We start from the raw sequence: 23,512 nt of genomic DNA on the forward strand, positions 1-23,512 counted from the left end.
GCACAAGGACAAGAACCATGAAACTGACGACCTTACTGATGATCCCGGCGCTGCTGCTGGCCGGCTGCGGCAGCGCGCCCGTACTCGACCCGGAGCCGGCGATTTCGCCATCGCGCAACGTCGAGCAGGCCAATGCCCGCGTTGTCGCGGCGGCCGCCGCCGAAGTGCGCATCGAAAACGACTACCTGGCCCAGGAAGTGGTGTGCTACAAGCGCTTTTTTGTCAACGATTGCCTCGATGATGCGAAGGAAGTGCGCCGGCTCGCGCTTGCCCTCACCACGGTCCAGGACAACGAAGCGCAGCACTTCCTGCGCCAGAACGCGCTCGATGTGCGCGACGCCGAGATCGCCAAAAACGAGGCGGAGTTCGCGGCCAAGGAAGCCGACCTGGCGCTGATGCCGCCGCGCGAAGCGAGAGTGGTGACGGCCGTGCCGCCACCGAAGCCGTCCTCGCTGGCGGCGCGCAGGGCGAAGCAGGCTGCGCGCGAACAGGCCGCCGCGGCCCGTGCCCAGGCCGATGCGCCGAAGCGCGCGGCCGGTGCAGCCGAGCTGGAACAACGCAAGGCCGATTCGGCGGCGCGCCAGAAGGCGGTCGCGCAGCGCAAGGCGGAGCGGGAGGCGAACAACGCGCGCAAGGCGGCCGAGAAGGTGGCGGCGGATGCTGCTGTGGCGGCAGATGCGGCGAAGAGGGCGGCGGCAAAGCAGTAGGTTGTTGACCATGTCCCGTCTGGCTTGGGTTTAACCTTTCTATCGATGTGTTATGGGGTCGTTGCGCAGCAAGGACGCCTGCGCCGGTACGACGGTTTTATGTCTAACGGTATAAATTAAGCTAACGGTATTCATACCTCAACTCTAAAAACCGTCATACCGGCGAAGGCCGGTACCTATAACCCGTCAGCCGAAGCGGCGCTACTCGCCCGCCCGCAACCTTCTCCACAGCGTCGTCCGACTGATCCCCAGGTGTCGCGCCGCGGCATCGCGGTTGCCCCCGAACTGCGCCACGATCTCCGCCAGCGTCGGCGCCACAGCCTGCGCACCCGACCCGGCCAGCTCCGGCGCCACCGTCAAGATGAACTGCCCCGTCAGCGCCTGCAACGGTTCCGCCGCCATGAACAGCGCCAGCCGCTCCGCCAGGTTGCGCACCTCGCGCACATTGCCCGGCCAGCCATAGCCGTCAAACAGTTTGCGGCACGCCGCCAGTTCCGCCGCCAGATTCGGATGCGGCCGTGCGCCCAGGGCCGCCAGCGCGGTTTTTAGCGACCACTCCAGCAGTTTCAGCGCATCCCCGGCCCGCTCGCGCAGCGGCGGCAGCGCCAGGCGCAGCACCGCCAGCCGGTAAAACAGGTCGGCCCGGAAGCGCCCCTCGCGCACGCGCGCGTCGAGGTCGCAGTGGGTGGCGCAAATGACGCGCACGTCGATCGATACCGGCCGCGTGCCGCCCACACGCGTGAGCTCGCGTTCTTCGAGCACGCGCAGCAGCCTGGTCTGCAGCAACAGTGGCATCTCGCCGATCTCGTCGAGGAACAGCGTGCCGCGCTGGGCCGCTTCGAACAGGCCGGCGTGGCCGCCGCGGCGCGCACCGGTGAAGGCGCCTTCCTCGTGGCCGAACAATTCGGATTCGAGCAGCGACTCGGCGATGGCGCCGCAATTGATCGCCACGAACGGCCGGTTGGCCTGGCCGCGCGGGCCTTCCCGATGGATCGCCTGCGCCACCAACTCCTTGCCGGTCCCGGTTTCGCCGGCGATCAGCACGGTCGCCTGCGAGCGCGCGAACAGCACCACCGACTGGCGCAGCCGCTCCATGGCCGGCGAGTCGCCCCTTAGATCGTGCAGGCCACGCCGCGTACGCGCGGCCCGCACCGCGCCGTCGCGCGCGCCACGGCTGGCGCGGGCCACCTCAAGGGCATCGTCGAACGCCTGGCGGATCGACGCGGCCGAATACAGGAAAATGCCGGACAGGCCAGCTTCCTCGGCCAGGTCGGTGATCAGGCCGGCGCCGACGATGGCAGCGACGCCGGCTGCCTTCAGTTCCTGGATGGCGGCGCGCGCGTCTTCTTCCGTGACGTAGGTGCGCTGCGCCAGCTCGAAGCCGAACGTGGCGGCAAAATCGGCCAGCTCCGGCAGCGGTAACTGGTAGGTCACGATGCCGATGCGGTCCGATACCCGGCGCGCCCGCGCAAGTGCCTGCAGCACGTCGTAACCGCTGGCTTTCGCCACCACCACCGGCACCGTGACGCGGCTTTTCAGCCAGGCGGCGTTGGAGCCGGCCGCGATGATGACGTCGCAGCGTTCAGTGGCGAGCCGTTCGCGCAGGTGGCGCGCCGCAGCATCGAAGCCGAGGTGAATCGGCTCGATGGTGGCCAGATGGTCGTATTCCAGCGTGATATCGCGGAACAGGTCGGACAGGCGGGAGACCGAGACGGTCCAGATGACGGGTTTGGTGGAGTCAGGCATGTTGCGATTGTAACGCACAAGGTTTCAGCTGTTTCAAAATGAAACGTCGCCTGTTCACGACCCGTGCGCCAAGTGCCTGAAATCGTTGATAAAATTTTATGCGCGGAGACTGGCACGGCGCTTGCAATGCTGCCGTTATCGATCGCCTTTACAGGAGTACACCCATGAAACAATCCCCCGGCGCACTGTTTCGCCGCGCTGTCCAGGAAGAGTCGCCCTTGCAGGTGGTCGGCGCCATCAATGCCAACCACGCACTGCTGGCCAAGCGGGCCGGGTTCAGGGCGATCTACCTGTCCGGCGGCGGCGTATCGGCCGGTTCGCTTGGTTTACCCGACCTGGGCATTTCGAACCTGGACGATGTGCTCACCGACGTGCGCCGTATTACCGATGTGTGCGACCTGCCGCTGCTGGTGGATGTCGATACCGGCTTCGGTTCGTCGGCGTTCAATGTCGCGCGCACCGTCAAGTCGATGATCAAGTCCGGCGCGGCCGCGATGCACATCGAAGACCAGGTTGGCGCCAAGCGTTGCGGCCACCGGCCGGGCAAGGAAATCGTCAGCAAGCAGGAGATGGTTGACCGCATCAAGGCGGCAGTCGATGCCCGCACCGACGACGACTTCGTCATCATGGCGCGCACCGATGCGCTGGCCGTCGAAGGCCTGGACGCCGCTATCGAGCGCGCCGTGGCCTGCATCGAGGCGGGTGCCGACATGATTTTTCCGGAAGCGATCACCGAGTTGTCGATGTATGCGCAGTTCGCCAAAGCGGTGGGTGTGCCGGTGCTGGCCAATATCACCGAGTTCGGTGCCACGCCGCTGTTCACGACCGAGGAACTGAAGGGTGCCGATGTGGGACTGGTGCTGTATCCGCTGTCGGCATTTCGCGCGATGAACAAGGCGGCCGAGAACGTGTACACGGCGATCCGCCGCGATGGCACGCAGCAGAACGTGCTCGACACCATGCAGACCCGCATGGAACTGTACGAGAGCATCGGCTACCACGCGTTCGAGCAGCATCTCGATGCGCTGTTCGCGGCGCAGAAGAAATCGTAACGCCGGCATCACACCACCTTATTTAACGTCATCCCGGCGAAGGCCGGGACCCATAACCCGTCAGCGTAAGCCGCAACGTCGAGGACTTCGGATCCTCAGCATGGATCCCGGCGTGCCCCGGGATGACGGTAACCACACAAATTCAGGATTACCATGAACGACGCAGCCACCCCCTTCAAACCAAAAAAATCCGTCGCCCTGTCCGGCGTCACCGCCGGTAACACGGCCCTCTGTTCGGTCGGCAAGACAGGCAACGACCTGCACTACCGCGGCTACGACATCCTCGACATCGCCGACCGCTGCGAATTCGAAGAAATCGCCTACCTGCTGGTGCACGGCAAACTGCCGAACGACGGCGAACTGCGCGGCTACAAGGCCAAACTGCGCTCCCTGCGCGGTTTACCCGAGGCGGTGAAACTGGCGCTGGAAGCGCTGCCCGCCGCCAGTCATCCGATGGACGTGATGCGCACTGGCGTATCAAGCCTGGGCTGCGTGCTGCCTGAGAAGGACGACCATAGCGTCCCCGGCGCGCGCGACATCGCCGACCGCCTGATGGCCTCCTTCGGCTCGATGCTGCTGTACTGGTACCACTTCAGCCACAACGGCAAGCGCATCGAGACCCAGCTTGATGACGACTCCATCGGCGGCCACTTCCTGCACATGCTGCATGGCCACAAGCCGCCCGAGAACTGGGTCCAGGCGATGCACACCTCGCTGATCCTGTATGCCGAACATGAATTCAACGCGTCCACCTTCGCGGCGCGCGTCATCGCCGGCACCGGTTCCGATATCCACTCGGCCATCACCGGCGCGATCGGCGCGCTGCGCGGACCGAAGCATGGTGGCGCCAATGAAGTGGCGCTGGAAATCCAGAAGCGCTACGAAAATCCGGACGAAGCCGAAGCCGACATCCGCAACCGCGTCGCCAACAAGGAAGTCGTGATCGGCTTCGGTCACCCAGTCTATACCGTGTCCGACCCGCGCAATGTCGTCATCAAGGAAGTGGCGCGTGAGCTGTCGGCGGACGGCGGCTCCATGAAAATGTTCGACATCGCCGAGCGCCTCGAGACGGTGATGTGGGAAGTCAAAAAAATGTTCCCGAACCTGGACTGGTTCTCGGCCGTGTCGTACCACATGATGGGTGTGCCGACAGCCATGTTCACCCCGCTGTTCGTCATCGCGCGCACGGCCGGCTGGTCGGCGCACGTGATCGAGCAACGCATCGACAACAAGATCATCCGCCCGAGCGCCAACTACGTCGGACCGGAAGATCTCGCCTTCGTTCCCCTCGCTGAACGGCCATAAAATGAACACTGCACACCGCAAGAATTTGCCCGGCACCGCGCTCGATTTCTTCGACGCCCGCGCCGTGATCGACGGCATCGAAGCCGGCGCCTGGGACAGGCTGCCCTACGTTTCGCGCGTGCTGGCCGAGAACCTGGTGCGCCGCTGTGACCCCGTTACCTTGATCGCCTCTCTGGAACAGCTGGTGTACCGCAAGCGCGACCTCGACTTCCCATGGTTCCCGGCGCGCGTGGTTTGCCACGACATCCTGGGCCAGACCGCGCTGGTGGACCTGGCCGGCCTGCGCGACGCCATCGCGGCGGAAGGCGGCGACCCGGCGCTGGTCAATCCGGTGGTGCCGACCCAGCTGGTGGTCGACCATTCGCTGGCGGTCGAATTCGGTGGCTTCGACCCGGACGCGTTTGAAAAGAACCGCGCCGTGGAAGACCGCCGCAACGACGACCGCTTTCACTTCATCGACTGGACCAAGAAGGCGTTCCGCAACGTCGACGTGATCCCGCCGGGGAATGGCATCCTGCACCAGATTAACCTCGAGCGCATGAGCCCGGTGGTGCAGGTGGTCGACGGCGTCGCCTTTCCGGATACCCTGGTCGGCACCGATTCGCACACGCCGATGGTCGACGCGCTGGGCGTGATCGCTATCGGCGTGGGCGGACTGGAAGCGGAGAGCGTGATGCTGGGTCGCGCGTCGTACATGCGCCTGCCCGACATCATCGGCGTTGAGCTGCGCGGCAAACCGGGACCCGGCATCACCGCTACCGACACCGTGCTGGCGCTGACCGAATTTTTGCGCAACGCGAAAGTGGTATCGGCCTGGCTGGAGTTTTTTGGCGAAGGTGCGGCCCACCTGACGCTGGGCGACCGCGCGACGATTTCGAACATGGCGCCCGAATACGGCTCCACCGCCGCCATGTTCTACATCGACGAGCAGACCATCAAGTACCTGACGCTGACCGGGCGCGAAGACGCGCAGGTCAAGCTGGTCGAGCTGTACGCGAAACACACCGGCCTGTGGGCCGACAGCCTGAAAGGCGCGCAGTACGAGCGCACGCTGCAATTCGACCTGTCGACGGTGGTGCGCAATATCGCCGGTCCGTCCAATCCGCACAAGCGCGTGCCGACCTCGGAGCTGGCCGCGCGCGGCATCAGTGGGGTGGTCGAAAACGAGCCGGGCCTGATGCCCGATGGCGCCGTCATCATCGCCGCCATTACCAGCTGCACCAACACGAACAATCCGCGCAACATGATCGCGGCGGGCCTGATTGCGCGCAACGCCAACCGGATCGGTCTGACCCGCAAGCCTTGGGTGAAAAGTTCGCTCGCGCCCGGCTCAAAAACCGTGGCGCTGTACCTGGAAGAAGCAGGACTGCTGACCGAGCTCGAAACGCTGGGCTTCGGCGTGGTCGCCTTTGCCTGCACCACCTGTAACGGCATGAGCGGCGCGCTCGACCCGGTCATCCAGCAGGAAGTGGTCGCGCGCGATTTGTATGCGACCGCGGTCCTGTCGGGTAACCGCAATTTCGACGGCCGCATCCACCCATACGCGAAGCAGGCTTTCCTGGCCTCGCCGCCGCTGGTGGTGGCCTACGCGATCGCCGGCACGATTCGCTTCGACATCGAAAAGGATGTGCTGGGCCTTGACGCGCAAGGCAACGAGATTCGCCTGGCCGACATCTGGCCGGGCGACGACGAGATCGATGCGATGGTCGCGGCCAGCGTCAAGCCGGAGCAGTTCCGCAAGGTCTACACGCCGATGTTCGCGATCCAGGCCGACAAGCTTGATAAGGTCGCGCCACTGTACGCGTGGCGCCCGCAGAGCACCTACATCCGCCGTCCTCCGTACTGGGAAGGCGCGCTGGCCGGCGCGCGCAGCTTGAGCGGCATGCGGCCGCTGGCGGTCCTGGGCGACAACATCACCACCGATCATCTGTCGCCGTCGAACGCCATCATGATGGACAGCGCGGCGGGCGAATACCTGCACAAGATGGGTCTGCCGGAAGAAGACTTCAATTCCTACGCCACCCACCGCGGCGACCATTTGACGGCGCAGCGCGCGACCTTCGCCAACCCGACGCTGAAAAACGAGATGGCGGGGCCAACTGGCTCGTTGGCACGCGTGGAGCCGGAAGGGACGGTCATGCGCATGTGGGAAGCCATCGAGACCTATATGGCGCGCAAGCAGCCCTTGATCATCATCGCCGGGGCCGATTATGGCCAGGGTTCGTCGCGCGACTGGGCCGCGAAGGGCGTGCGCCTGGCCGGCGTGGAGGCGATTGCGGCCGAAGGGTTCGAGCGTATCCACCGCACCAATTTGGTGGGGATGGGCGTGCTGCCGCTGGAATTCATGCCAGGCACGAATCGCATCACCTTGGCGATCGATGGCACCGAGACCTTCGATGTCGTCGGCGATCGCACGCCGGGTGCGGTGCTGACGCTGGTGCTGAACCGGTGCTCGGGTGAACGGGTCGAGGTGCCGGTCAAATGCCGCCTCGATACGGCCGAGGAAGTGTCGATCTACGAGGCCGGCGGCGTGCTGCAGCGTTTTGCGCAGGACTTTCTGGCGTCGTCGAAACAAGCGGCGTGACGACAGCGTTGTTCACATTGTTACCCTAAAAACCGTCACCCCGGCGCACGCCGGGGCCCGTGCTCAATGTGCTTTACCTATGTAGCACGCTCAGTATGGATCCCGGCTTTCGCCGGGATGACGTTAGCAAAAGGAAGAATCCGTGTCCCACTCCCCCCAAATCAAAATCCCCGCCACCTACATGCGCGGCGGCACCAGCAAAGGCGTCTTCTTCCGCCTGCAAGACCTGCCGCGCGCCGCCCAGGTTCCCGGTGAGGCGCGCGACCAGCTTCTGCTGCGCGTCATCGGCAGCCCCGACCCCTACGGCAAGCAGATCGACGGCATGGGTGGCGCCACCTCGAGCACCAGCAAGACGGTGATCCTGGCCCCGTCCAGCCGTCCCGGTCACGACGTCGACTACCTGTTCGGCCAGGTCGCCATCGATCAACCTTTTGTGGACTGGAGCGGCAATTGCGGCAACCTGTCGGCGGCGGTCGGGTCGTTCGCGATCGCCAGCGGCATGGTCGCCACCGTGCCGGCCGACGGCAAGGCGCTGGTGCGCATCTGGCAAGCCAATATCGGCAAAACCATCCTCGCCCACGTCCCCATGCGCGCTGGCGCAGTCCAGGAAACCGGCGACTTCGAACTCGATGGCGTGACCTTCCCGGCCGCCGAGGTGCAGCTCGAATTCATGGATCCGTCCGCCGATGAAGAGGGTGGCGCTGGCGCGATGTTCCCCACCGGCCAGCTGGTCGACCTGCTCGACGTGCCCGGCATCGGTCGCTTCGCGGCGACCATGATCAACGCCGGCATTCCCACCATTTTTCTCAACGCCGCAGACCTCGGCTACACCGGGGCCGAACTGCAGGACGCCATCAACGGCAACCCGCAGGCGCTGGCGCGCCTCGAGGCCATCCGCGCGCACGGCGCCGTGCGCATGGGCCTGATCGATCACGTCGACCAGGCCGCGCAACGCCAGCACACGCCGAAGCTGGCCTTCGTCGCGCCGCCGGCGGGCTACACGGCCGCCAGCGGGAAGCAGGTGGCAGCAAACGACATCGACCTGCTGGTGCGCGCCATGTCGATGGGGAAGCTGCACCACGCGATGATGGGGACGGCGGCCGTGGCCATCGGCGCGGCGGCCGCCATTCCGGGCACGCTGGTCAGCCTGGCGGCGGGCGGCGCACGCGAGGCAGTGCGCTTCGGCCACCCGTCCGGCACTTTGCGCGTGGGCGCGGCCGCGCTGCAGGCGAACGGCGCCTGGAGCGTGACCAAAGCCGTTATGAGCCGCAGCGCGCGCGTGCTGATGGAAGGCTGGGTACGGGTGCCGGGATGACGCTGTAACCAATTATGTAACTGAGAGTGCTGGTGCTTTTTTAATAACTTGTTTATTATCCACCCCGACATGCAGTCCGCTTGAGACTGCAGCATGGGGATAAACGGAACATGGATCGAGTGTCAAACAAGGCGGACGTGGTGGCCGCAGCGCTGCAGCTGATCGGCATGCCGGCGTGCGCGTGCAGTGCCGGCGGCATCGTGTTCGCCGCCAACCCGGAACTCGCGGCGCTGTTTGGTATGTCGCTTGTCGGCCGCGCCCTGCGCGATATTCTGCAGGACGGTGCGGCGGCCGATATGCTGCGCCAGTGCGCCGCCGGGCTGCCGTTCGACCCGGCCGAATACGCTGTGCGGCGGGCCGACGGCACGCCGTTCTGGGCCCGCATCCGGGCCCGCCCGATCGACCCGCATGCCAGCGCCGCCGGCGCTATCTGGATCGTCGAAGACATCAGCGACGAACGGCGCGTGCTGACCGAGGTGCAGGCCATCATGACCAATCCGTCGGTCAGCATCCTGTTCACCAAGGACCGCGTGATCCGGCGCTCGAACAGCGGGTTCGCCCGGATGTTCGGCTATCCGGAGGCGGCAGCCGTCGCGATGCCGGCGCGCCTGCTGTACCACGACGATGCGACCTACGACCGGATTGGCGCGGCGGCCTATCCGGCGCTGTTCCAGGGGCAGTCCTTTCATGGCGAAACCGCGATGGTGCGCAGCGATGGCGTCTGCCTCTGGGTGCAGGTGATCGGCTACCTGGTGGTGCCCGGTGAAGTGGATCAGGGCACGGTCTGGATCATCGAGGACCGCACCCGCCAGAAGCGCGACGAAGAGGCGCTGAAGGAGGCGCTGATGCAAAACCAGGCCATCCTCGACAACGCCGTGCTGGGCATCGCGGTGGTGGAAAACGGCTGCACGCTGCATGCCAACGCGCGCATGAGCGAACTGTTCGGCTACCCGGCGCCGGCGCCGGGCGACCCGACACCCAGCGTCACGGTGCGCTCCTTGTACGCCGATGACGCCACCTGGCTGGTCGCGCGCGACGCCACCGCGCGCGATTTCGCCGCAGGGCGCGTGCACAAGGCGGAATACCAGCTGGCGCGGCGCGACGGCAGCCGCTTCTGGGGCCGTTTGTCCGGGCGCCCGTTTGATCCGCAGCACCCGCGCGGGCGTAGCGTCTGGATGGTCGACGATGTCACCGAGCGGGTCGAAGCGGCCGATGCGGTGCGCCGCGCGCGCGATGAGCTCGAAGTGCGGGTGCTGGCGCGTACGGCGGAGCTGGCCGGCGCGAATGCGCTGCTGGAAGCGGAGATTGCCGAACGGCGCACGGCGCAGGCGCGCGTCCACAATATGGCGTATTACGATGCGCTGACCGGTTTGCCGAATCGGGCGCTGCTGGCCGACCGGCTCGAGCGCGCCATGGCCATGGCCAGGCGTGGGCAGCGCCAGCTGGCCGTGATGTTCCTCGACCTCGACCGCTTCAAGAACATCAACGACTCGCTCGGCCATATGACCGGCGACACTCTGCTCAAGGAGGTGGCGCAGCGCCTGGTCGGTGCGGTGCGCTCGAGCGACACGGTGGCGCGCCTGGGCGGCGACGAATTCGTGGTGGTCGCGCCTGGCGTGCGCGGCAACGGCGAGTGCGCCGCGGTGGGCGACAAGATCATCGCAGCACTGGCGGCGCCGTTCCTGATCGAGGGACGCACGCTGCACATCTCGCCGTCGATCGGGATTTGCCTGTACCCGGACGACGGCGTGGATGTCGACACGCTGATGCGCCACGCCGATGCTGCAATGTATGCAGCCAAGGCGGCGGGGCGCAATAATTATCAGTTCTTCACGGCGCACATGAACCAGGCCGCAGCGCGCCACTTCGAACTGGAGAGCAGCTTGCGCGGTGCACTGGCGCGCGGTGAATTCGAACTGTTCTACCAGCCGCTGTTCAAGACGGCCACGCGCCGCCTCGCTGCGCTCGAGGTGCTGCTGCGCTGGCGCCGCCCCGTTCACGGCCTCATGCTGCCCGATGAGTTCATCCCTATCCTGGAAGAAAACGGCATGATCGTACCGGTGGGGGAGTGGGTGATGCGGCGCGCCTGCGAGCAAAGCATGGCCTGGCAGCGGGCCGGCTTGCCGGCTGTGCCGATCGCGGTCAACCTGTCGGCGCGCCAGTTCATGCATCGTGGCCTGGTCGATGCCATGCAGGCCATCGTTAGCGACACCGGGATCGACCCGGCGCTGCTTGAGTGCGAGATTACCGAGACCGCGTTGATGGAGCACGGCGCCCAGACCCTGGAAATCCTGAGCCAGATCGCGCAGATGGGGGTCAAGCTGTCGATCGACGATTTCGGCACGGGTTACTCCAGCCTGGCCTACCTGAAGCGCTTCCCGGTGCATACGCTTAAAATCGACCGCGCCTTCGTGCGCGACCTGGAGACCAGCAGCGAAGACCGCGCCATCGTGGCGGCAATCGTCGCCTTGTCGGGCAGCCTGCAGCTGGCGGTGGTGGCCGAGGGCGTCGAGACTGAAGCCCAGTTCGCGCTGCTGCGTGAACAGGGTTGCCAGTTGGTGCAGGGGTATCTGTTTTCGAAGCCGGTAGACGCCGCGGCGACGCAGAAATTGTTGGAGCGTGCTGGCGCCCTGAATGAGCGTTCCAGCAAGTCTGCTTTAGCGCATGGTCGTGCGATGGGTCCCCGCCTGCGCGCGCACGACGTGGGTCAGGTGAGTGTGGCCACCACCGGCGTGTGATCCGACGGTTGCTCCCATTTGCGCGGCTCGCGGTCGATGGTGCAGGCGGTACAGGCCGCGGCGAGGGCCGGTGAGAGCAGGATATGGTCGATGCGCAGCCCTCGGTTGCGCCGGAATCCCATCATCCGGTAATCCCACCAGCTGTAGGATTTCTCGGGCTGCTCGAACAGCCGGAACGCATCCTGCAAGCCCAGTGCCGACAAGCTCGCCAGCGCCGCGCGTTCGGCCGGCGAGACGTGCACGCCGCCTTCCCATTCGACCGGATCGTGCACGTCGCGGTCTTCCGGTGCGATGTTGTAGTCGCCCAGCACGGCCAGTTGCGGATGCAGCACCAGCTCAGTCGCCAGCCAGTCGCGGAAGGCGGCCAGCCAGGCCATCTTGTAGATGTACTTGTCGGAGTCGACGGCCTGGCCGTTCGGCACGTATGCGCACACGATGCGCATGCCGCCAATGGTGGCGGCGAGGATGCGCTGTTGCGGGTCATCGAACAGCGGATTGTTCTTCTGGACGTCGGTGACAGGCAATTTCGACAGGATGGCGACGCCGTTGTAAGTTTTCTGGCCAGAAAACACGACCTCGTAACCGACCGCGTTCAATTCGGCGACCGGAAATTTATCATCGGTCAACTTCGTTTCCTGAAGGCATATAACGTCGACGGGATTGTTCGCCAACCATGCCAATAAATGGGGCAGGCGGACTTTGAGAGAATTAACGTTCCAGGTGGCAATTTTCATTTTTGTATCGACTGTGCGAGATAGTAATTGTAGTAATGATAAGCAAATGGTGGGAATAACGCATTTTTGTTGCGCGGTATGTACAAGTGGTGTAAGTTTTTAGATGAAGTAGTTTCAATATGTAACAAGTATAAAAATGCGTTACAAACACCTTTATTACCTTTAAGTAATATAAAATTGCGCTCACATAACGTTCATTGTTCTGTCGCTAGTGGTGAGATAGCGTTTGACAACACGATCAATCGTCAGTTTGTAGCAACAGTCAACTATGTTGCTTGCAAGTTAACGATCATCCGGTGGGAACGGTGGTACTATCAAGAAATGTTGCAGTTTGCATAGTAATCGTTCCACACCACGTATATTCATGAAAAGGATAGAAATGCGTAACGCATTTGAAGCTTGGGCCCAACGCGACGGCCACATCGTTCGCCGCCGTGAAGACAAACCCGAGGAATACCTGGTCTACGAGACCCAGCGCCGCTGGGTGATCTGGCAAGCTGCACTGGCACATGGCCAGCAGGCAAGTGACGCGACCAAGCCGGCTGTCGCCGCACCCGCCGTGGCCGCCAGGCCTGCCGTGCGTCCGCCGGAGCCGGTCCGCGCCAGCGTGCGTCCCGACCCGAGTGTCGCCGATGAAGCGGCAGTCCGCAACAGCGTGCTCAACGAGGTCCTCGATGCATTCAGCGAACTCGATGAAAACGCCGGCATCGAAGGTTTGCTGAAAGTGATCCAGAGCCTGAAGAAGAAGCAAAAGGCGATGGCCACGGCCGGCAGCGAAGGCTGATGCAATACCGCCACTATAAAGGTGGCATTTACGACTTCGTGTGTGAGGCGACGCTGGAAGCGGACCTCACACCGATGGTCGTATACAAGGCTGCCGACGGCTCGGTCTGGATACGTCCGCGCGATGTATTTTTCCAGGATATCGACGTCGATGGTGTGCAGACGCCGCGTTTCGCGCCGCTCTCCTGAGCGCAGCGCTCGCCATGTCCCTCATGATCCCGGGTTTTCTGCCGTAAACAGGCAGGAGAACAACCCCGGATCACGCCATGGCTTCCTTTCCTTCCGTCGTTTCGTTGGCCCTGCTCGCTGCCCTGGGCGGCTGCGCCACCATCAGCGCGTCGAATCAACAACTCCTGACCGTTCACGTTATCAGCGAGAACCGCGAAATCGGCGGGGTCGGCTGCGTGCTGTCGAATGATGTGGGGCGCTGGTTCACCACCGCGCCGGGCCGCGTGATGGTCACGACCAGCACCAGTGCCCTGGCGGTTCACTGCAGCAAGCCAGGTGAGGGCACGGCGCGCGAACAGTTCAATTCACGCTACGCGGCGATGGACATGGTGGGCAATGTGGTGACGACGGTGGGTGTGGGCTACCTGATCGACCGCCACTCGGGCGCCGGGTTTGCGTATCCCGAGAATGTGACGGTGCTGATGTCCAGGCCGCAGGCGGTGGCGCATCAGCAATTGGCCGGCCCGGAGAATGTGGTGTGGTGATCCCTACGCTTGTGCACGACCGATAAAAAAAAGCGCCGCATGCGGCGCTTTTTTACGTGGTGCTGTTTTATTTGTTCTTGTTGTACACGTCGAAGAACACCGCAGCGAGCAACACCAGCCCCTTGATGACCTGCTGGTAATCGATCCCGATGCCCATGATCGACATGCCGTTGTTCATGACGCCCATCACGAAGGCGCCGATCACAGCACCCATGACCTTGCCCACACCACCCGACGCCGAAGCGCCGCCAATGAAGCAGGCTGCGATCACGTCCAGCTCGAAGCCGGTGCCGGCTTTCGGCGTGGCGGTATTCAGGCGCGCGGCGAAGATCAGGCCAGCCAGCGCCGCCAGCACGCCCATATTCACGAAGGTGTAAAACGTGACGCGCTCGGTCTTGATGCCGGACAGCTTGCTGGCCTTTTCGTTACCGCCGACTGCATACACGCGCCGCCCGATCACGGTGCGGTTCGCCACAAAACTGTAGACGACGATCAGGACTGCCATCACGATCAGGACGTTCGGCATACCGCGGTACGAGGCCAGCAGGTAGCTCAGGTAGACGATGGCGGCCGCCAGTACGGCGTTCCTGGTGATGAAAAAGGCCAGTGGCTCGTCCGCCATGCCGTGCTTGACCTGCTTGGCGCGGCTGCGCACGTTGACGAACAGGAAGGCAGCGACCAGCAGCACGCCGACCAGAAGCGAGGTGTAGCGCAGGTCGCCAGCGGCGATCGGATCGGGGATGAAGCCCGAGCTCAAGCGTTGAAAGCCGCCCGGGAAGGGACCGACCGACTGGCCCTGCAGCAGCGCCAGCGTCAGGCCCTTGAAGACCAGCATGCCGGCCAGCGTGACGATGAACGACGGGATTTTAAAGAACGCCACGAAATAGCCCTGGGCGCCGCCAATCAGGCCGCCGGCAGCCAGGCAGATCAGGCCGGCACTGACGAAATTCATGTCGAAGTTGACGATCAGCACGGCTGCCAGTGCGCCGATGAAACCGACCACCGAACCCACCGACAGGTCGATGTGACCGGCCACGATCACCATCAGCATGCCCAGCGCCATGATGACGACGTAGCTGTTTTGCAGGATCAGGTTGGTGAGATTGAGCGGCTGCATCAGGGTGCCGTCGGTCATGTACTGGAAGAAGGCCATGATCGCCACCAGCGACAGCAGCATCCCGTAATCGCGCACGTGTTCCTTGATGAAGGCGGCGTGGCTGCGCTGCGCTGGTGCTTGCGGTGGCGTCACGTCCCCGACTGCTTGCAGTGCCGGCACGCGCACGTTTTCATTCTTACCCATAAACCACTTCTCCATTCTTTACAATTGCTCGCATGATCTTTTCCTGTGTCGCTTCCGCTTGCGTGAATTGCGCCACCCATTTGCCTTCGTTCATGACATAGATGCGGTCGCACATTCCCAGCAGTTCCGGCATTTCCGACGAAATCATCAGAATGCCTTTTCCTTCCGCCGCCAGTTCGTTGATGATGCTGTAGATTTCATATTTGGCGCCGACGTCGATGCCGCGGCTCGGTTCATCCAGGATCAGCAGGTCGGGCCGCGAAAACAGCCATTTCGCCAGCACCACTTTTTGCTGGTTGCCACCGGACAGGTTGAGCACTTTCTGCAGCACGCCGGAACAGCGGATTTTCAGTTTGCTGCGGTAGTCGGCGGCAACTGCAGCCTCGCGCTGCTCGTCGATCACCAGGTGGTCGGACACGCCCTTCAAATTGGCCATGCTGACATTTTTCTTGATGTCTTCGTCCAGCACCAGGCCGAGCGCCTTGCGGTCTTCGGTGACATACGCAATGCCGTGCTTGATGGCTTTCTGCACGCTGCTGACATCGATTTCGACGCCGTCCTTGAACACGCTACCGCTGATTTTGCGGCCGTACGAACGACCGAACAGGCTCATCGCCAGCTCGGTGCGGCCGGCGCCCATCAGGCCGGCAATGCCGACAATTTCGCCTTTGCCCACGTGCAGGTCGATGCCCTTGATGACTTCGCGCTCGCTCTGCTCCGGATGGAACACGCGCCAGTTGCGCACTTCGAACATGGTGGCGCCCACCTGCGATACGCGCGGTGGATAGCGGTCAGCCATTTCGCGCCCGACCATGTTGGCGATGATCAGGTCTTCGCTGATCGGCTGGGCACGGCAATCGAAGGTGTCGACTGTATTCCCGTCGCGCAGCACGGTAATCGCGTCGGCGACCTGTGAAATTTCGTTAAGCTTGTGGGAAATGAGAATCGCCGTGATGCCTTGCGATTTCAGGTCCAGCAGCAATTTGAGCAGCGCATCGCTGTCGCTCTCGTTCAGGCTGGCCGTGGGCTCGTCGAGGATCAGCAATTTGACCTCTTTCGACAGCGCCTTGGCAATTTCAACCAGCTGCTGTTTGCCAACGCCGAGCTTGCTGACGATGGTGTCAGGCGACTCTTTCAGGCCCACCTTTTGCAGCAGGGCGCGGGTGCGCACGTACGCCGCGTGCCAGTCGATGACGCCGCCGCTGGCTTGCTCGTTACCCAGAAAGATATTCTCTGCAATGGACAGCTGTGGCACCAGCGCCAGTTCCTGGTGGATGATGATGATACCGAGTTTTTCGCTGTCGCTGATGCCGCTGAAGCGGCGTTCCTCGCCCAGGAAATGAATGCCGCCACTATAGCTGCCGTGCGGATAGACACCGCTGAGTACTTTCATCAGGGTGGATTTGCCAGCGCCGTTTTCGCCGACGATGGCGTGGATTTCTCCACTGCGAACTTTCAAATTCACGTTGTCGAGCGCAATGACGCCCGGGAACGTCTTCCTGATCCCGCGCATTTCCAGGATGGTATCGCCCATAACTAAACCTCGACAATCTGGACCGCCCCGTACCTGGGCAGGGGAGGGCGGCCCGTTACTTGTTTACTTGAATTGCGTCTCTTTGTAGTAGCCACTGTCGGTGACCAGCACTTTTTTCCAGTTCGAAATATCGACCACGACTGGTTTCAGCAGATAGGCCGGCACGATCTTGACCCCGTTGTTGTAGGTCTTGGTATCGTTCACCGTTACTTGCTTGCCGCTCATCATGGCGTCAACCATTTCGGCGGTGACGCTGGCCAGTTGGCGCGTATCCTTGAAGATGGTCGAGCGCTGTTCGCCGCGCAGGATCGACTTGACCGATGCGACTTCCGCATCCTGGCCGGTGACCACTGGCATTGGCATCTTCGGCGTGCCGTAGCCGACGCCTTTGAGCGACGACAGGATGCCGATCGACAAACCGTCATACGGCGACAGTACCGCGTCGACGCGTGCCGTGCCGTAGTTGGCGCTGAGCAGGTTGTCCATGCGCGACTGCGCGACCGCGCCGTCCCAGCGCAAGGTGGCCACTTTGGCCATGCCCAGCTGTTTGCTGCGCACCACCAGCTTGCCTTTGTCCATATACGGCTTCAGGACCGACATCGCGCCGTCATAGAAGAAAAAGGCATTGTTGTCGTCGCCGGAACCGCCGAACAGTTCGATGTTGAACGGGCCCTTGCCAGCGCTCAGGTTGAGCGCTTTTTCAATCGATTGTGCCTGCAGGACGCCGACCTGGAAGTTATCGAAGGTGGCGTAGTAGTCGACGTTTTTTGAATTGCGGATCAGGCGGTCGTACGAAATGACCTTGATGCCCTTGTCGTGCGCTTTTTGCAGCGCGTCCGACAGGGTGGTGCCGTCGATGGCGGCAATGACCAGCACCTTGACGCCCTTGGTGATCATGTTTTCGATCTGCGCCAACTGGTTCGGAATATCGTCATCTGCGTACTGCAGGTCGGCCTTGTAGCCCTTGGCCTGGAATACTTTCACCATATTGTTGCCGTCGTCGATCCAACGTGCCGAAGCTTTGGTCGGCATCGAAATACCAATCTGGCCCTTGGCCTGCGCCAGCGCCGCGCCACTCGCACCTAGGGCGCCGGCCGTCAACAACAAGGCGAATAATTTTTGCATTTTCATACTGCGTCTCCAGATCATTGTGATTTTTTTATAAGGCATCTGCCAAGTCGCACGACAGCACCTCCATCGGGAGGTACATGCAGTCATGCTGCTGGCAATAGTAAAAGGTCTACACAACTCTCACCTAATCAATTTTTGATATCGACCGATACCAAAAATATTTTTTTGCAAATTGTATTCTTTTTCTACTGAAATAGTACAGATTTGCGATCAATTGCGTATAAATTATGCAATCTGCATGAAAAAGTGCTCGTTTGCAGGAGGTTCAGGCCTGACATACCGAAATCAGTATGAGGTCATAAGAAATTTTGATTAGGAGGGTATTTTACAGTTCATTAAGATTTGGTAATTATTTACTGCAGTTCAACTCGCCGCAGTCGCCTGCAGTGCGTGCTTGTGCTGCCGGTGCCGCTTGACGACTGCCTTAATGGCAATCCTGATCGAATCAGCGACGAGGCTTTCGCTGCGCTAAGGGAGCGCAGCGGCCGAAGTTTGCCACGATCCAGCCGTGACCCGCTCTTGAGAGGCGGGCACCACAACGAATTTGAGCCTTGCGCTCGAATCGCGGTAACAGTACCGCGCTTTTTTTAAAAAAAACAAGGAGACGAAATGCAACAACTGCTCAAAAAATTGTCCATGGCCGCAGCGCTGACGCTCGCGTTCGGCAGCGCCCATGCCGATGCCGGCATCGACACCCCAGGCTTTCACGGCTACGCACGGGTCGGCGCTGGTACCAGTTCCACCCATGGCCCGCAAAGCTGCTTCGGCCTGGGCGGCAACACCATGAAATATCGTTTGGGCAATGAGTGCGATTCCTACCTCGAAGGCGGCTACACCGGCGACTTCGCCACGGTCGAGGGCGTCACCTACACCGGCACGGTGTGGTTCGCTGCCTACAAACCGAATTCGAATTTCGGCGACGCCAATGTGGAGGTTGCCAAAGCCTACGTCGAGGCCAAGGGCATCGACTTCCTCAAGGGCGGCACCGCGTGGGTCGGCAAGCGTTACTACATGCGTCCTGACATCCACATGCTCGATCTGCAATACATCAACCTGAACGGTACCGGCGCCGGTATCAACCGCGTCGCCCTCGGTCCAGGTCATGCCAGCTACGCCTTCTTCAAGGATAACGATGCCAACGACATCGATCCGAATACCGGCGTGGTGACCAACACGAGCGCGGCCATCCGCCAGAACTTCATCTATGAAGACATCCCGGTCAATCTGAACGGCACCCTCGACGTGGTGGCGACCGTGATCACCGCCCAGGGCAAGGCCGATCGCCATGACGGCTGGCAAGTTTCGCTGTTCCACCGCCAGGCCAAGGTGATGGGTGGCGGCAATACCTTCGGCGTGCAGTATGGCGTCGGTCCTGGTAGCGGCATCGGCGTAGGTAACGCCCGCATGGGTTCCTCCGGCAGCACCCTGTCCGGTTCGGACGTGAAGCGCTTCCGTGTCTTCAATGACCTGGCGATCCAGCCGATGACCAACTTCGGCATGGAACTCGTCGCCCTGGCACAGCGCGACGAGTCCGACGCCGGCGGCTCGTCGACCTGGACCACGCTGGGTGTGCGTCCTGTGTACGCCTTGCACAAGAACTTCAAAGTAGCGCTGGAACTGGGCACCGACCGCGTCACGTCGCCGAATGGCGGTCCTGCAAAGCGCCTGACCAAGATCACGCTGGCACCGAGCATTTCAGCCGGTCCTGGCCTGTTCGACCGTCCTGAACTGCGCCTCTACGTCAGCTACGGCAAGTGGAACGATGCTGCCACGGCGTCGGTCAACGCTGCCAACAACAGCGGCCCGGTGTACAACAACAACACCAGCGGCGCATCGGCCGGCTTCCAGGTCGAAACGTGGTTTTAAGCGCCTGACAAGGCAATGGCGGCCTGAGAGGGCAGTCGTCCCCGAGAGCCTTTGATCCTGAGGGGCTCTCGTTTGGCGTTGCACCGCGCCCGGGACGGAGCGCGGCAACGCCTTTTTTCACGGTTCTGGGTAGATTTCCCCGGCAACCGCCCGGACCGCGTCCAGCAGGATGGTGGCGCTGGGCGAAAGAAGATAATTGCGGCGGGTGATAATCCCGAACCCATCCATCTGCACCGGCACAGCGACCGGCAGGATGGCGAGCAGGTCCAGCCCGGCGTAGTAACGGGCAATATCAAGCGACATCAGGTGCACGCTGTCGGTCTGCAGCAGCAGCGAGACCGTCAGCAGCAGGGCAGTGGTCTCGACGACATTGCCCGGCGGCGCCAGTCCGGCGCGGTGGAACATGGTATCGCAGCGGTGGCGTAGCGTGCTGCCTGGCGGCGGCAACACCCAGGCCGCGCCGGCGATGTCGGCCAGCTGCAAGGCACCGGCACGCTGGAGTGGATGGCCGCGCCGCGTCACCACACACACCGGCTCGTCAGCCAATTCCTCGTATGCCAGTTCGGCGCTGTCGTCCCGCTCGCCCACGCGCGCGATCAGGAAATCGAGCGTGCCGCGGCGCAGGCGATCAAGCAGGATATTGCTGGTAGCAAAATCGACCCCGACACGCATCAGCGGCGTGGTCTGTTTTACCCGGGCGATGGCGCGCGGCAGCAGGGTCATCGCCGACGACATGATCGCACCCACGGTAACCTGACCGGTCAGGCCCGATTTCAGCGCGGCCACGTCTTCGTGCCCCAGCGACAGGCTGATCAACGCCATGCGCGCCTGGTGGATCATGGTCTTGCCGTACAGGGTAGGTTGCATGCCGTGCGGCAGGCGCTCGAACAAGCGCACATTGAGCAGGTCTTCCAGTTCCTTGAGCTGCTTCGACGCGGCTGGCTGCGTCATGTGCAGCGCTGCGGCTGCGCGATGGATGTTGCGCTGCTCGTCGAGTGCGTTCAGCAGAAGCAGCTGGCGCATTTTCAGGCGGATCCGCGAAAATGTATGAGGTGAAGTGTTAAGCATCGTCGGGGCATCGTAACACGGCGCGCAATTCTGGATGCTTGCCGTCGAGGCTACGACCGGCCGGCGCCATGCCGTCAGAATAATCCTGCGCCGTCTTGCCCGCCACGCGCCGGAATAGAGTTTTAAGAGTTTCTTGGAACTTAATTGAACTTGGCTAGTCTTATCCGGATGAACAAGCCTGTACCGATCAGTACCGCAGCCAGAGTCATCGGCGTCTCGCCAAGCACAGGTTCACTTTGCCCGCTGCGCCTTCAAGGAGGCACAATGTTAGCCCACCGCATCCGGCTAAATCCGAACAATGTTCAGGCAACGTCATTATCCAAAGCCGCCGGTGTTGCTCGCTTCGCCTATAACTGGGCGCTCAATGAGTGGAAACCGCAGTACGACGTTTGCCAAACAAACCCTGCGCTGCCAAAACCGAACGAGGCTGCACTGCGTCGCCAGCTCAATGCCATCAAGCGTAGCAGTTTTCCGTGGATGCTGGAGGTAACCAAGAACGCGCCGCAAATGGCCATCATGCAATTGGGCGACGCTTTCCAGAACTTCTTTGCGGGGCGCAGCCGCTACCCGACTTTCCGCCAGAAAGGCCGTGACGATCGTTTTACGCTCACCAACGACCAGTTCAACATTGAAGGCAAACGCATCCGCATTCCTAAACTGGGCTGGGTTCGCATGCGCGAGTCGTTGCGATATACCGGCCACGTCGTCTCGGCGATGGTCGCGCGTCATGCCGGCCACTGGTACGCCAGCATTACTGTCGATACGCCTGACGAAACGTCCTTGCCGCAAGCCGAAAACCAAGGTGCGGTTGGGGTAGACCTGGGCATTACGGCGCTGGCCACGCTGTCGACCGGTGAGAAATTTGTCGGGCCGAAGGCTTTGACAACGCTATTGAAGAAGCTGCGCCGCCTCGGACGCGGTCTGTCGAGGATGGTAAAAGGCTCACGCAACCGGGCCAAGGCCAGGCAGAAGCTGGCGCGACTACATGCGCGCATCGCCCAGCTGCGTAGCGACTGCCTGCACAAGCTGACGACAGAGCTGACGCGCCGTTTTCATTCCATCGTCATCGAGGACCTGGTCAGAAGCGCCGGGAGAGCCTTGCGCTTGCAAGCGCAAGTCGCTGCGCAGGCTCGCCGCATGCGGCTCGAAACCCCTGCTACGCCAACTCACCTACAAAGCAGCACGGCGCGGTGGTGAAGTCGTCGTCGCCGATCGCTGGTATCCAAGCAGCAAGCCATGTTCAAACTGTGGGGACAAGCTCGAGAGGCTTGATCTGGGAGTCAGGCAGTGGAGCTGCCCGGTGTGCCATGCGATGCATGACCGCGACGTCAACGCGGCGATCAATTTGAGAAATCTGGCGGTAAGTTCTACCGCTGCGGCCTGTGGAGGGGATAGCTCTGGAATAGCCTTGCGCTTGTAAGCGCAAGTCGCTGCGCAGGCTCGCCGCATATGGCGAGAAACCCCTGCTACGCCCAGGCGTGCAAACGCAAGGCGAAACCGGCCCCAGCGAAGCAGGAATCCAACGGCAAGAAAACTTAGCTTCGGCTAGGTTTGCGTAAGTTTGGACGAACGGCGCTGAACGTCACTGCATCACGCTACACTGAACGTCACTGCATCACGCTACACTGAACGTCACTGCATCACGCTACACTGGAGGTCCTGCTGACCCGGCTTCCATGCTACTACCCATCATGTCGACTGTTGTACCGCGTCCCCTCGCGCCGGCGCTCGCCGCCACCCCTGTTGCTGCCGTCCCTGGCACCGTCATGCGCATCCTCGGCGCGGTCGCCTTCGCCCACCTGCTCAACGACCTGATCCAGGCTATGCTGCCGTCGATCTACCCGATGCTCAAGGCCCAGTTTCACCTGAGCTTTACCCAGATCGGCCTGATCACGCTGACGTTCCAGGCCACCGCCTCCCTGTTGCAGCCCTGGATCGGCCTCTACACCGACCGCCGTCCGATCCCGTACCTGCTGCCGGTTGGCATGTGTTTTACACTCGCCGGCGTGCTGATGCTGTCGATTGTGAACACCTTCCCGACGCTGCTGATGGCCGCGGCGTTGATCGGCATCGGTTCATCCGCCTTCCACCCGGAAGCGTCGCGCGTGGCGCGCATGGCGTCCGGCGGACGCTTTGGCTTTGCGCAGTCGCTGTTTCAGGTGGGCGGCAACAGCGGCAGCGCGCTGGGGCCGCTACTGGCCGCGGGCATCGTCGTGGGACGGGGGCAGGGCAATATCGCCTGGTTCGCGCTGTTTGCGATTCTCGCCATCGGCGTGCTGTACCGCGTTTCGCACTGGTACGCGCACCACCTGGCCACGTTCAGGCGCAAGGCCGGCGGCGCGGTCGGCCCGAACCTGTCGCAGCGGCAGATCGTCGGGGCCCTGGTGGTGCTGGCGCTGCTGGTGTTCTCGAAGTACATCTATATGTCGAGCCTGTCGAGCTACTACACGTTTTATTTGATCGAGAAATTTTCGCTGCCGGTGGCCAGCGCGCAGATCTATCTGTTCCTGTTCCTCGCGGCGGTTGCGGCCGGCACGTTTTTGGGCGGACCGATCGGCGACCGAATCGGCAGGAAGCGCGTCATCTGGATCTCGATCCTGGGCGCCGCACCCTTTACGCTGGCGCTGCCGTACGCCAACCTGTTCTGGAGCGCGGTGCTGAGCGTCATCATCGGCTTCGTGATTTCCTCGGCGTTTTCCGCCATCGTGGTGTTCGCCCAGGAACTGGTGCCGAACAATGTCGGCATGATCGCGGGGGTGTTCTTCGGCCTGATGTTCGGCATCAGCGGCATTGGCGCGGCCGCGATGGGGCATATCGCGGACGTGTCCGGGATCACCCATGTCTACCAGTTGTGTTCTTACTTGCCGCTGCTGGGCATCCTGACGGTCCTGTTGCCGGACATGGAGCGCGATCAAAAAAATAGCGCGGGCTAGCGC

At 62.4% G+C, this 23,512-nt stretch carries 19 protein-coding genes; 13 read left to right on the top strand and 6 right to left on the bottom strand.

Annotated elements, in window-relative coordinates; translation table 11 throughout:
* Positions 1-17 precede the first annotated feature (17 nt).
* A complete protein-coding gene (locus V6M87_RS11435; RefSeq protein ID WP_332876753.1) occupies positions 18-707 on the top strand; it encodes a hypothetical protein in 690 nt (229 codons plus the stop codon).
* A 201-nt stretch (positions 708-908) separates the two neighbouring features.
* On the opposite strand, the gene prpR is transcribed toward V6M87_RS11435, so the two are convergent.
* On the bottom strand, positions 909-2,453 hold the full coding sequence (gene prpR, locus V6M87_RS11440) for a propionate catabolism operon regulatory protein PrpR (RefSeq protein WP_332876754.1): 1,545 nt from the start codon (positions 2,451-2,453) through the stop codon (positions 909-911).
* Positions 2,454-2,617: 164 nt separating this feature from the next.
* Between prpR and prpB the strand changes: the two genes are divergently transcribed.
* From prpB to V6M87_RS11465, 5 genes are all read left to right on the top strand, one after another.
* Positions 2,618-3,505: a methylisocitrate lyase gene (prpB, locus tag V6M87_RS11445; protein ID WP_332876755.1), complete on the top strand. Its 888-nt coding sequence runs from the start codon at positions 2,618-2,620 to the stop codon at positions 3,503-3,505.
* A gap of 153 nt (positions 3,506-3,658) precedes the next feature.
* Positions 3,659-4,810 carry a bifunctional 2-methylcitrate synthase/citrate synthase gene (gene prpC / locus V6M87_RS11450; RefSeq protein WP_332876756.1) on the top strand — a complete coding sequence of 384 codons (1,152 nt, stop codon included), beginning with the start codon at positions 3,659-3,661 and terminating at the stop codon, positions 4,808-4,810.
* 1 nt (position 4,811) lies between these two features.
* On the top strand, positions 4,812-7,394 hold the full coding sequence (acnD, locus tag V6M87_RS11455; RefSeq protein WP_332876757.1) for a Fe/S-dependent 2-methylisocitrate dehydratase AcnD: 2,583 nt from the start codon (positions 4,812-4,814) through the stop codon (positions 7,392-7,394).
* Positions 7,395-7,536: 142 nt separating this feature from the next.
* Positions 7,537-8,709 (top strand): 2-methylaconitate cis-trans isomerase PrpF, encoded by a 1,173-nt coding sequence (prpF, locus tag V6M87_RS11460; protein ID WP_332876758.1) that lies wholly within the window; start codon positions 7,537-7,539, stop codon positions 8,707-8,709.
* Positions 8,710-8,819: 110 nt separating this feature from the next.
* On the top strand, positions 8,820-11,447 hold the full coding sequence (locus V6M87_RS11465) for an EAL domain-containing protein (protein ID WP_332876759.1): 2,628 nt from the start codon (positions 8,820-8,822) through the stop codon (positions 11,445-11,447).
* Here the strand turns inward: V6M87_RS11465 and xth are convergent.
* A complete protein-coding gene (gene xth / locus V6M87_RS11470; RefSeq protein ID WP_332876760.1) occupies positions 11,417-12,181 on the bottom strand; it encodes an exodeoxyribonuclease III in 765 nt (254 codons plus the stop codon). The genes V6M87_RS11465 and xth overlap by 31 nt on opposite strands.
* Positions 12,182-12,560: 379 nt before the next feature.
* Here xth and V6M87_RS11475 point away from each other — a divergent pair, with 379 nt between their 5' ends.
* From V6M87_RS11475 to V6M87_RS11485, 3 genes are all read left to right on the top strand, one after another.
* The gene (locus V6M87_RS11475; RefSeq protein WP_332876761.1) at positions 12,561-12,965 is read left to right on the top strand and encodes a hypothetical protein; all 405 of its coding nucleotides are present in this window, start codon (positions 12,561-12,563) and stop codon (positions 12,963-12,965) included.
* Positions 12,965-13,153: a DUF1653 domain-containing protein gene (locus V6M87_RS11480; RefSeq protein ID WP_332876762.1), complete on the top strand. Its 189-nt coding sequence runs from the start codon at positions 12,965-12,967 to the stop codon at positions 13,151-13,153. The genes V6M87_RS11475 and V6M87_RS11480 overlap by 1 nt, the downstream gene beginning before the upstream one ends.
* Positions 13,154-13,230: 77 nt before the next feature.
* Positions 13,231-13,677 (top strand): hypothetical protein, encoded by a 447-nt coding sequence (locus V6M87_RS11485; protein ID WP_332876763.1) that lies wholly within the window; start codon positions 13,231-13,233, stop codon positions 13,675-13,677.
* 67 nt (positions 13,678-13,744) lie between these two features.
* On the opposite strand, the gene mmsB is transcribed toward V6M87_RS11485, so the two are convergent.
* From mmsB to chvE, 3 genes are all read right to left on the bottom strand, one after another.
* The gene (mmsB, locus tag V6M87_RS11490) at positions 13,745-14,977 is read right to left on the bottom strand and encodes a multiple monosaccharide ABC transporter permease (RefSeq protein WP_332876764.1); all 1,233 of its coding nucleotides are present in this window, start codon (positions 14,975-14,977) and stop codon (positions 13,745-13,747) included.
* Positions 14,970-16,511 (bottom strand): multiple monosaccharide ABC transporter ATP-binding protein, encoded by a 1,542-nt coding sequence (gene mmsA, locus V6M87_RS11495; protein WP_332876765.1) that lies wholly within the window; start codon positions 16,509-16,511, stop codon positions 14,970-14,972. Before mmsA ends, mmsB begins: the two co-directional genes overlap by 8 nt.
* A 63-nt stretch (positions 16,512-16,574) precedes the next feature.
* The gene (gene chvE / locus V6M87_RS11500; protein WP_442920585.1) at positions 16,575-17,636 is read right to left on the bottom strand and encodes a multiple monosaccharide ABC transporter substrate-binding protein; all 1,062 of its coding nucleotides are present in this window, start codon (positions 17,634-17,636) and stop codon (positions 16,575-16,577) included.
* 615 nt (positions 17,637-18,251) lie between these two features.
* Here chvE and V6M87_RS11505 point away from each other — a divergent pair.
* Positions 18,252-19,508: a maltoporin gene (locus V6M87_RS11505; protein WP_332876767.1), complete on the top strand. Its 1,257-nt coding sequence runs from the start codon at positions 18,252-18,254 to the stop codon at positions 19,506-19,508.
* 117 nt (positions 19,509-19,625) lie between these two features.
* On the opposite strand, the gene V6M87_RS11510 is transcribed toward V6M87_RS11505, so the two are convergent.
* Entirely contained in the window at positions 19,626-20,576 is a 951-nt protein-coding gene (locus tag V6M87_RS11510) for a LysR family transcriptional regulator (RefSeq protein WP_332876768.1), read from the bottom strand.
* Positions 20,577-20,840: 264 nt separating this feature from the next.
* Here V6M87_RS11510 and V6M87_RS11515 point away from each other — a divergent pair, with 264 nt between their 5' ends.
* From V6M87_RS11515 to V6M87_RS11525, 3 genes are all read left to right on the top strand, one after another.
* On the top strand, positions 20,841-21,773 hold the full coding sequence (locus V6M87_RS11515; protein ID WP_332876769.1) for an RNA-guided endonuclease InsQ/TnpB family protein: 933 nt from the start codon (positions 20,841-20,843) through the stop codon (positions 21,771-21,773).
* Positions 21,730-21,996 carry a transposase gene (locus tag V6M87_RS11520; protein WP_332876939.1) on the top strand — a complete coding sequence of 89 codons (267 nt, stop codon included), beginning with the start codon at positions 21,730-21,732 and terminating at the stop codon, positions 21,994-21,996. The genes V6M87_RS11515 and V6M87_RS11520 overlap by 44 nt, the downstream gene beginning before the upstream one ends.
* 271 nt (positions 21,997-22,267) lie before the next feature.
* A complete protein-coding gene (locus V6M87_RS11525) occupies positions 22,268-23,509 on the top strand; it encodes an MFS transporter (RefSeq protein WP_442920579.1) in 1,242 nt (413 codons plus the stop codon).
* Positions 23,510-23,512 lie beyond the last annotated feature (3 nt).

It is taken from the genome of Massilia sp. S19_KUP03_FR1 (assembly GCF_036688685.1).
GTDB lineage: Bacteria > Pseudomonadota > Gammaproteobacteria > Burkholderiales > Burkholderiaceae_D > JALYUM01.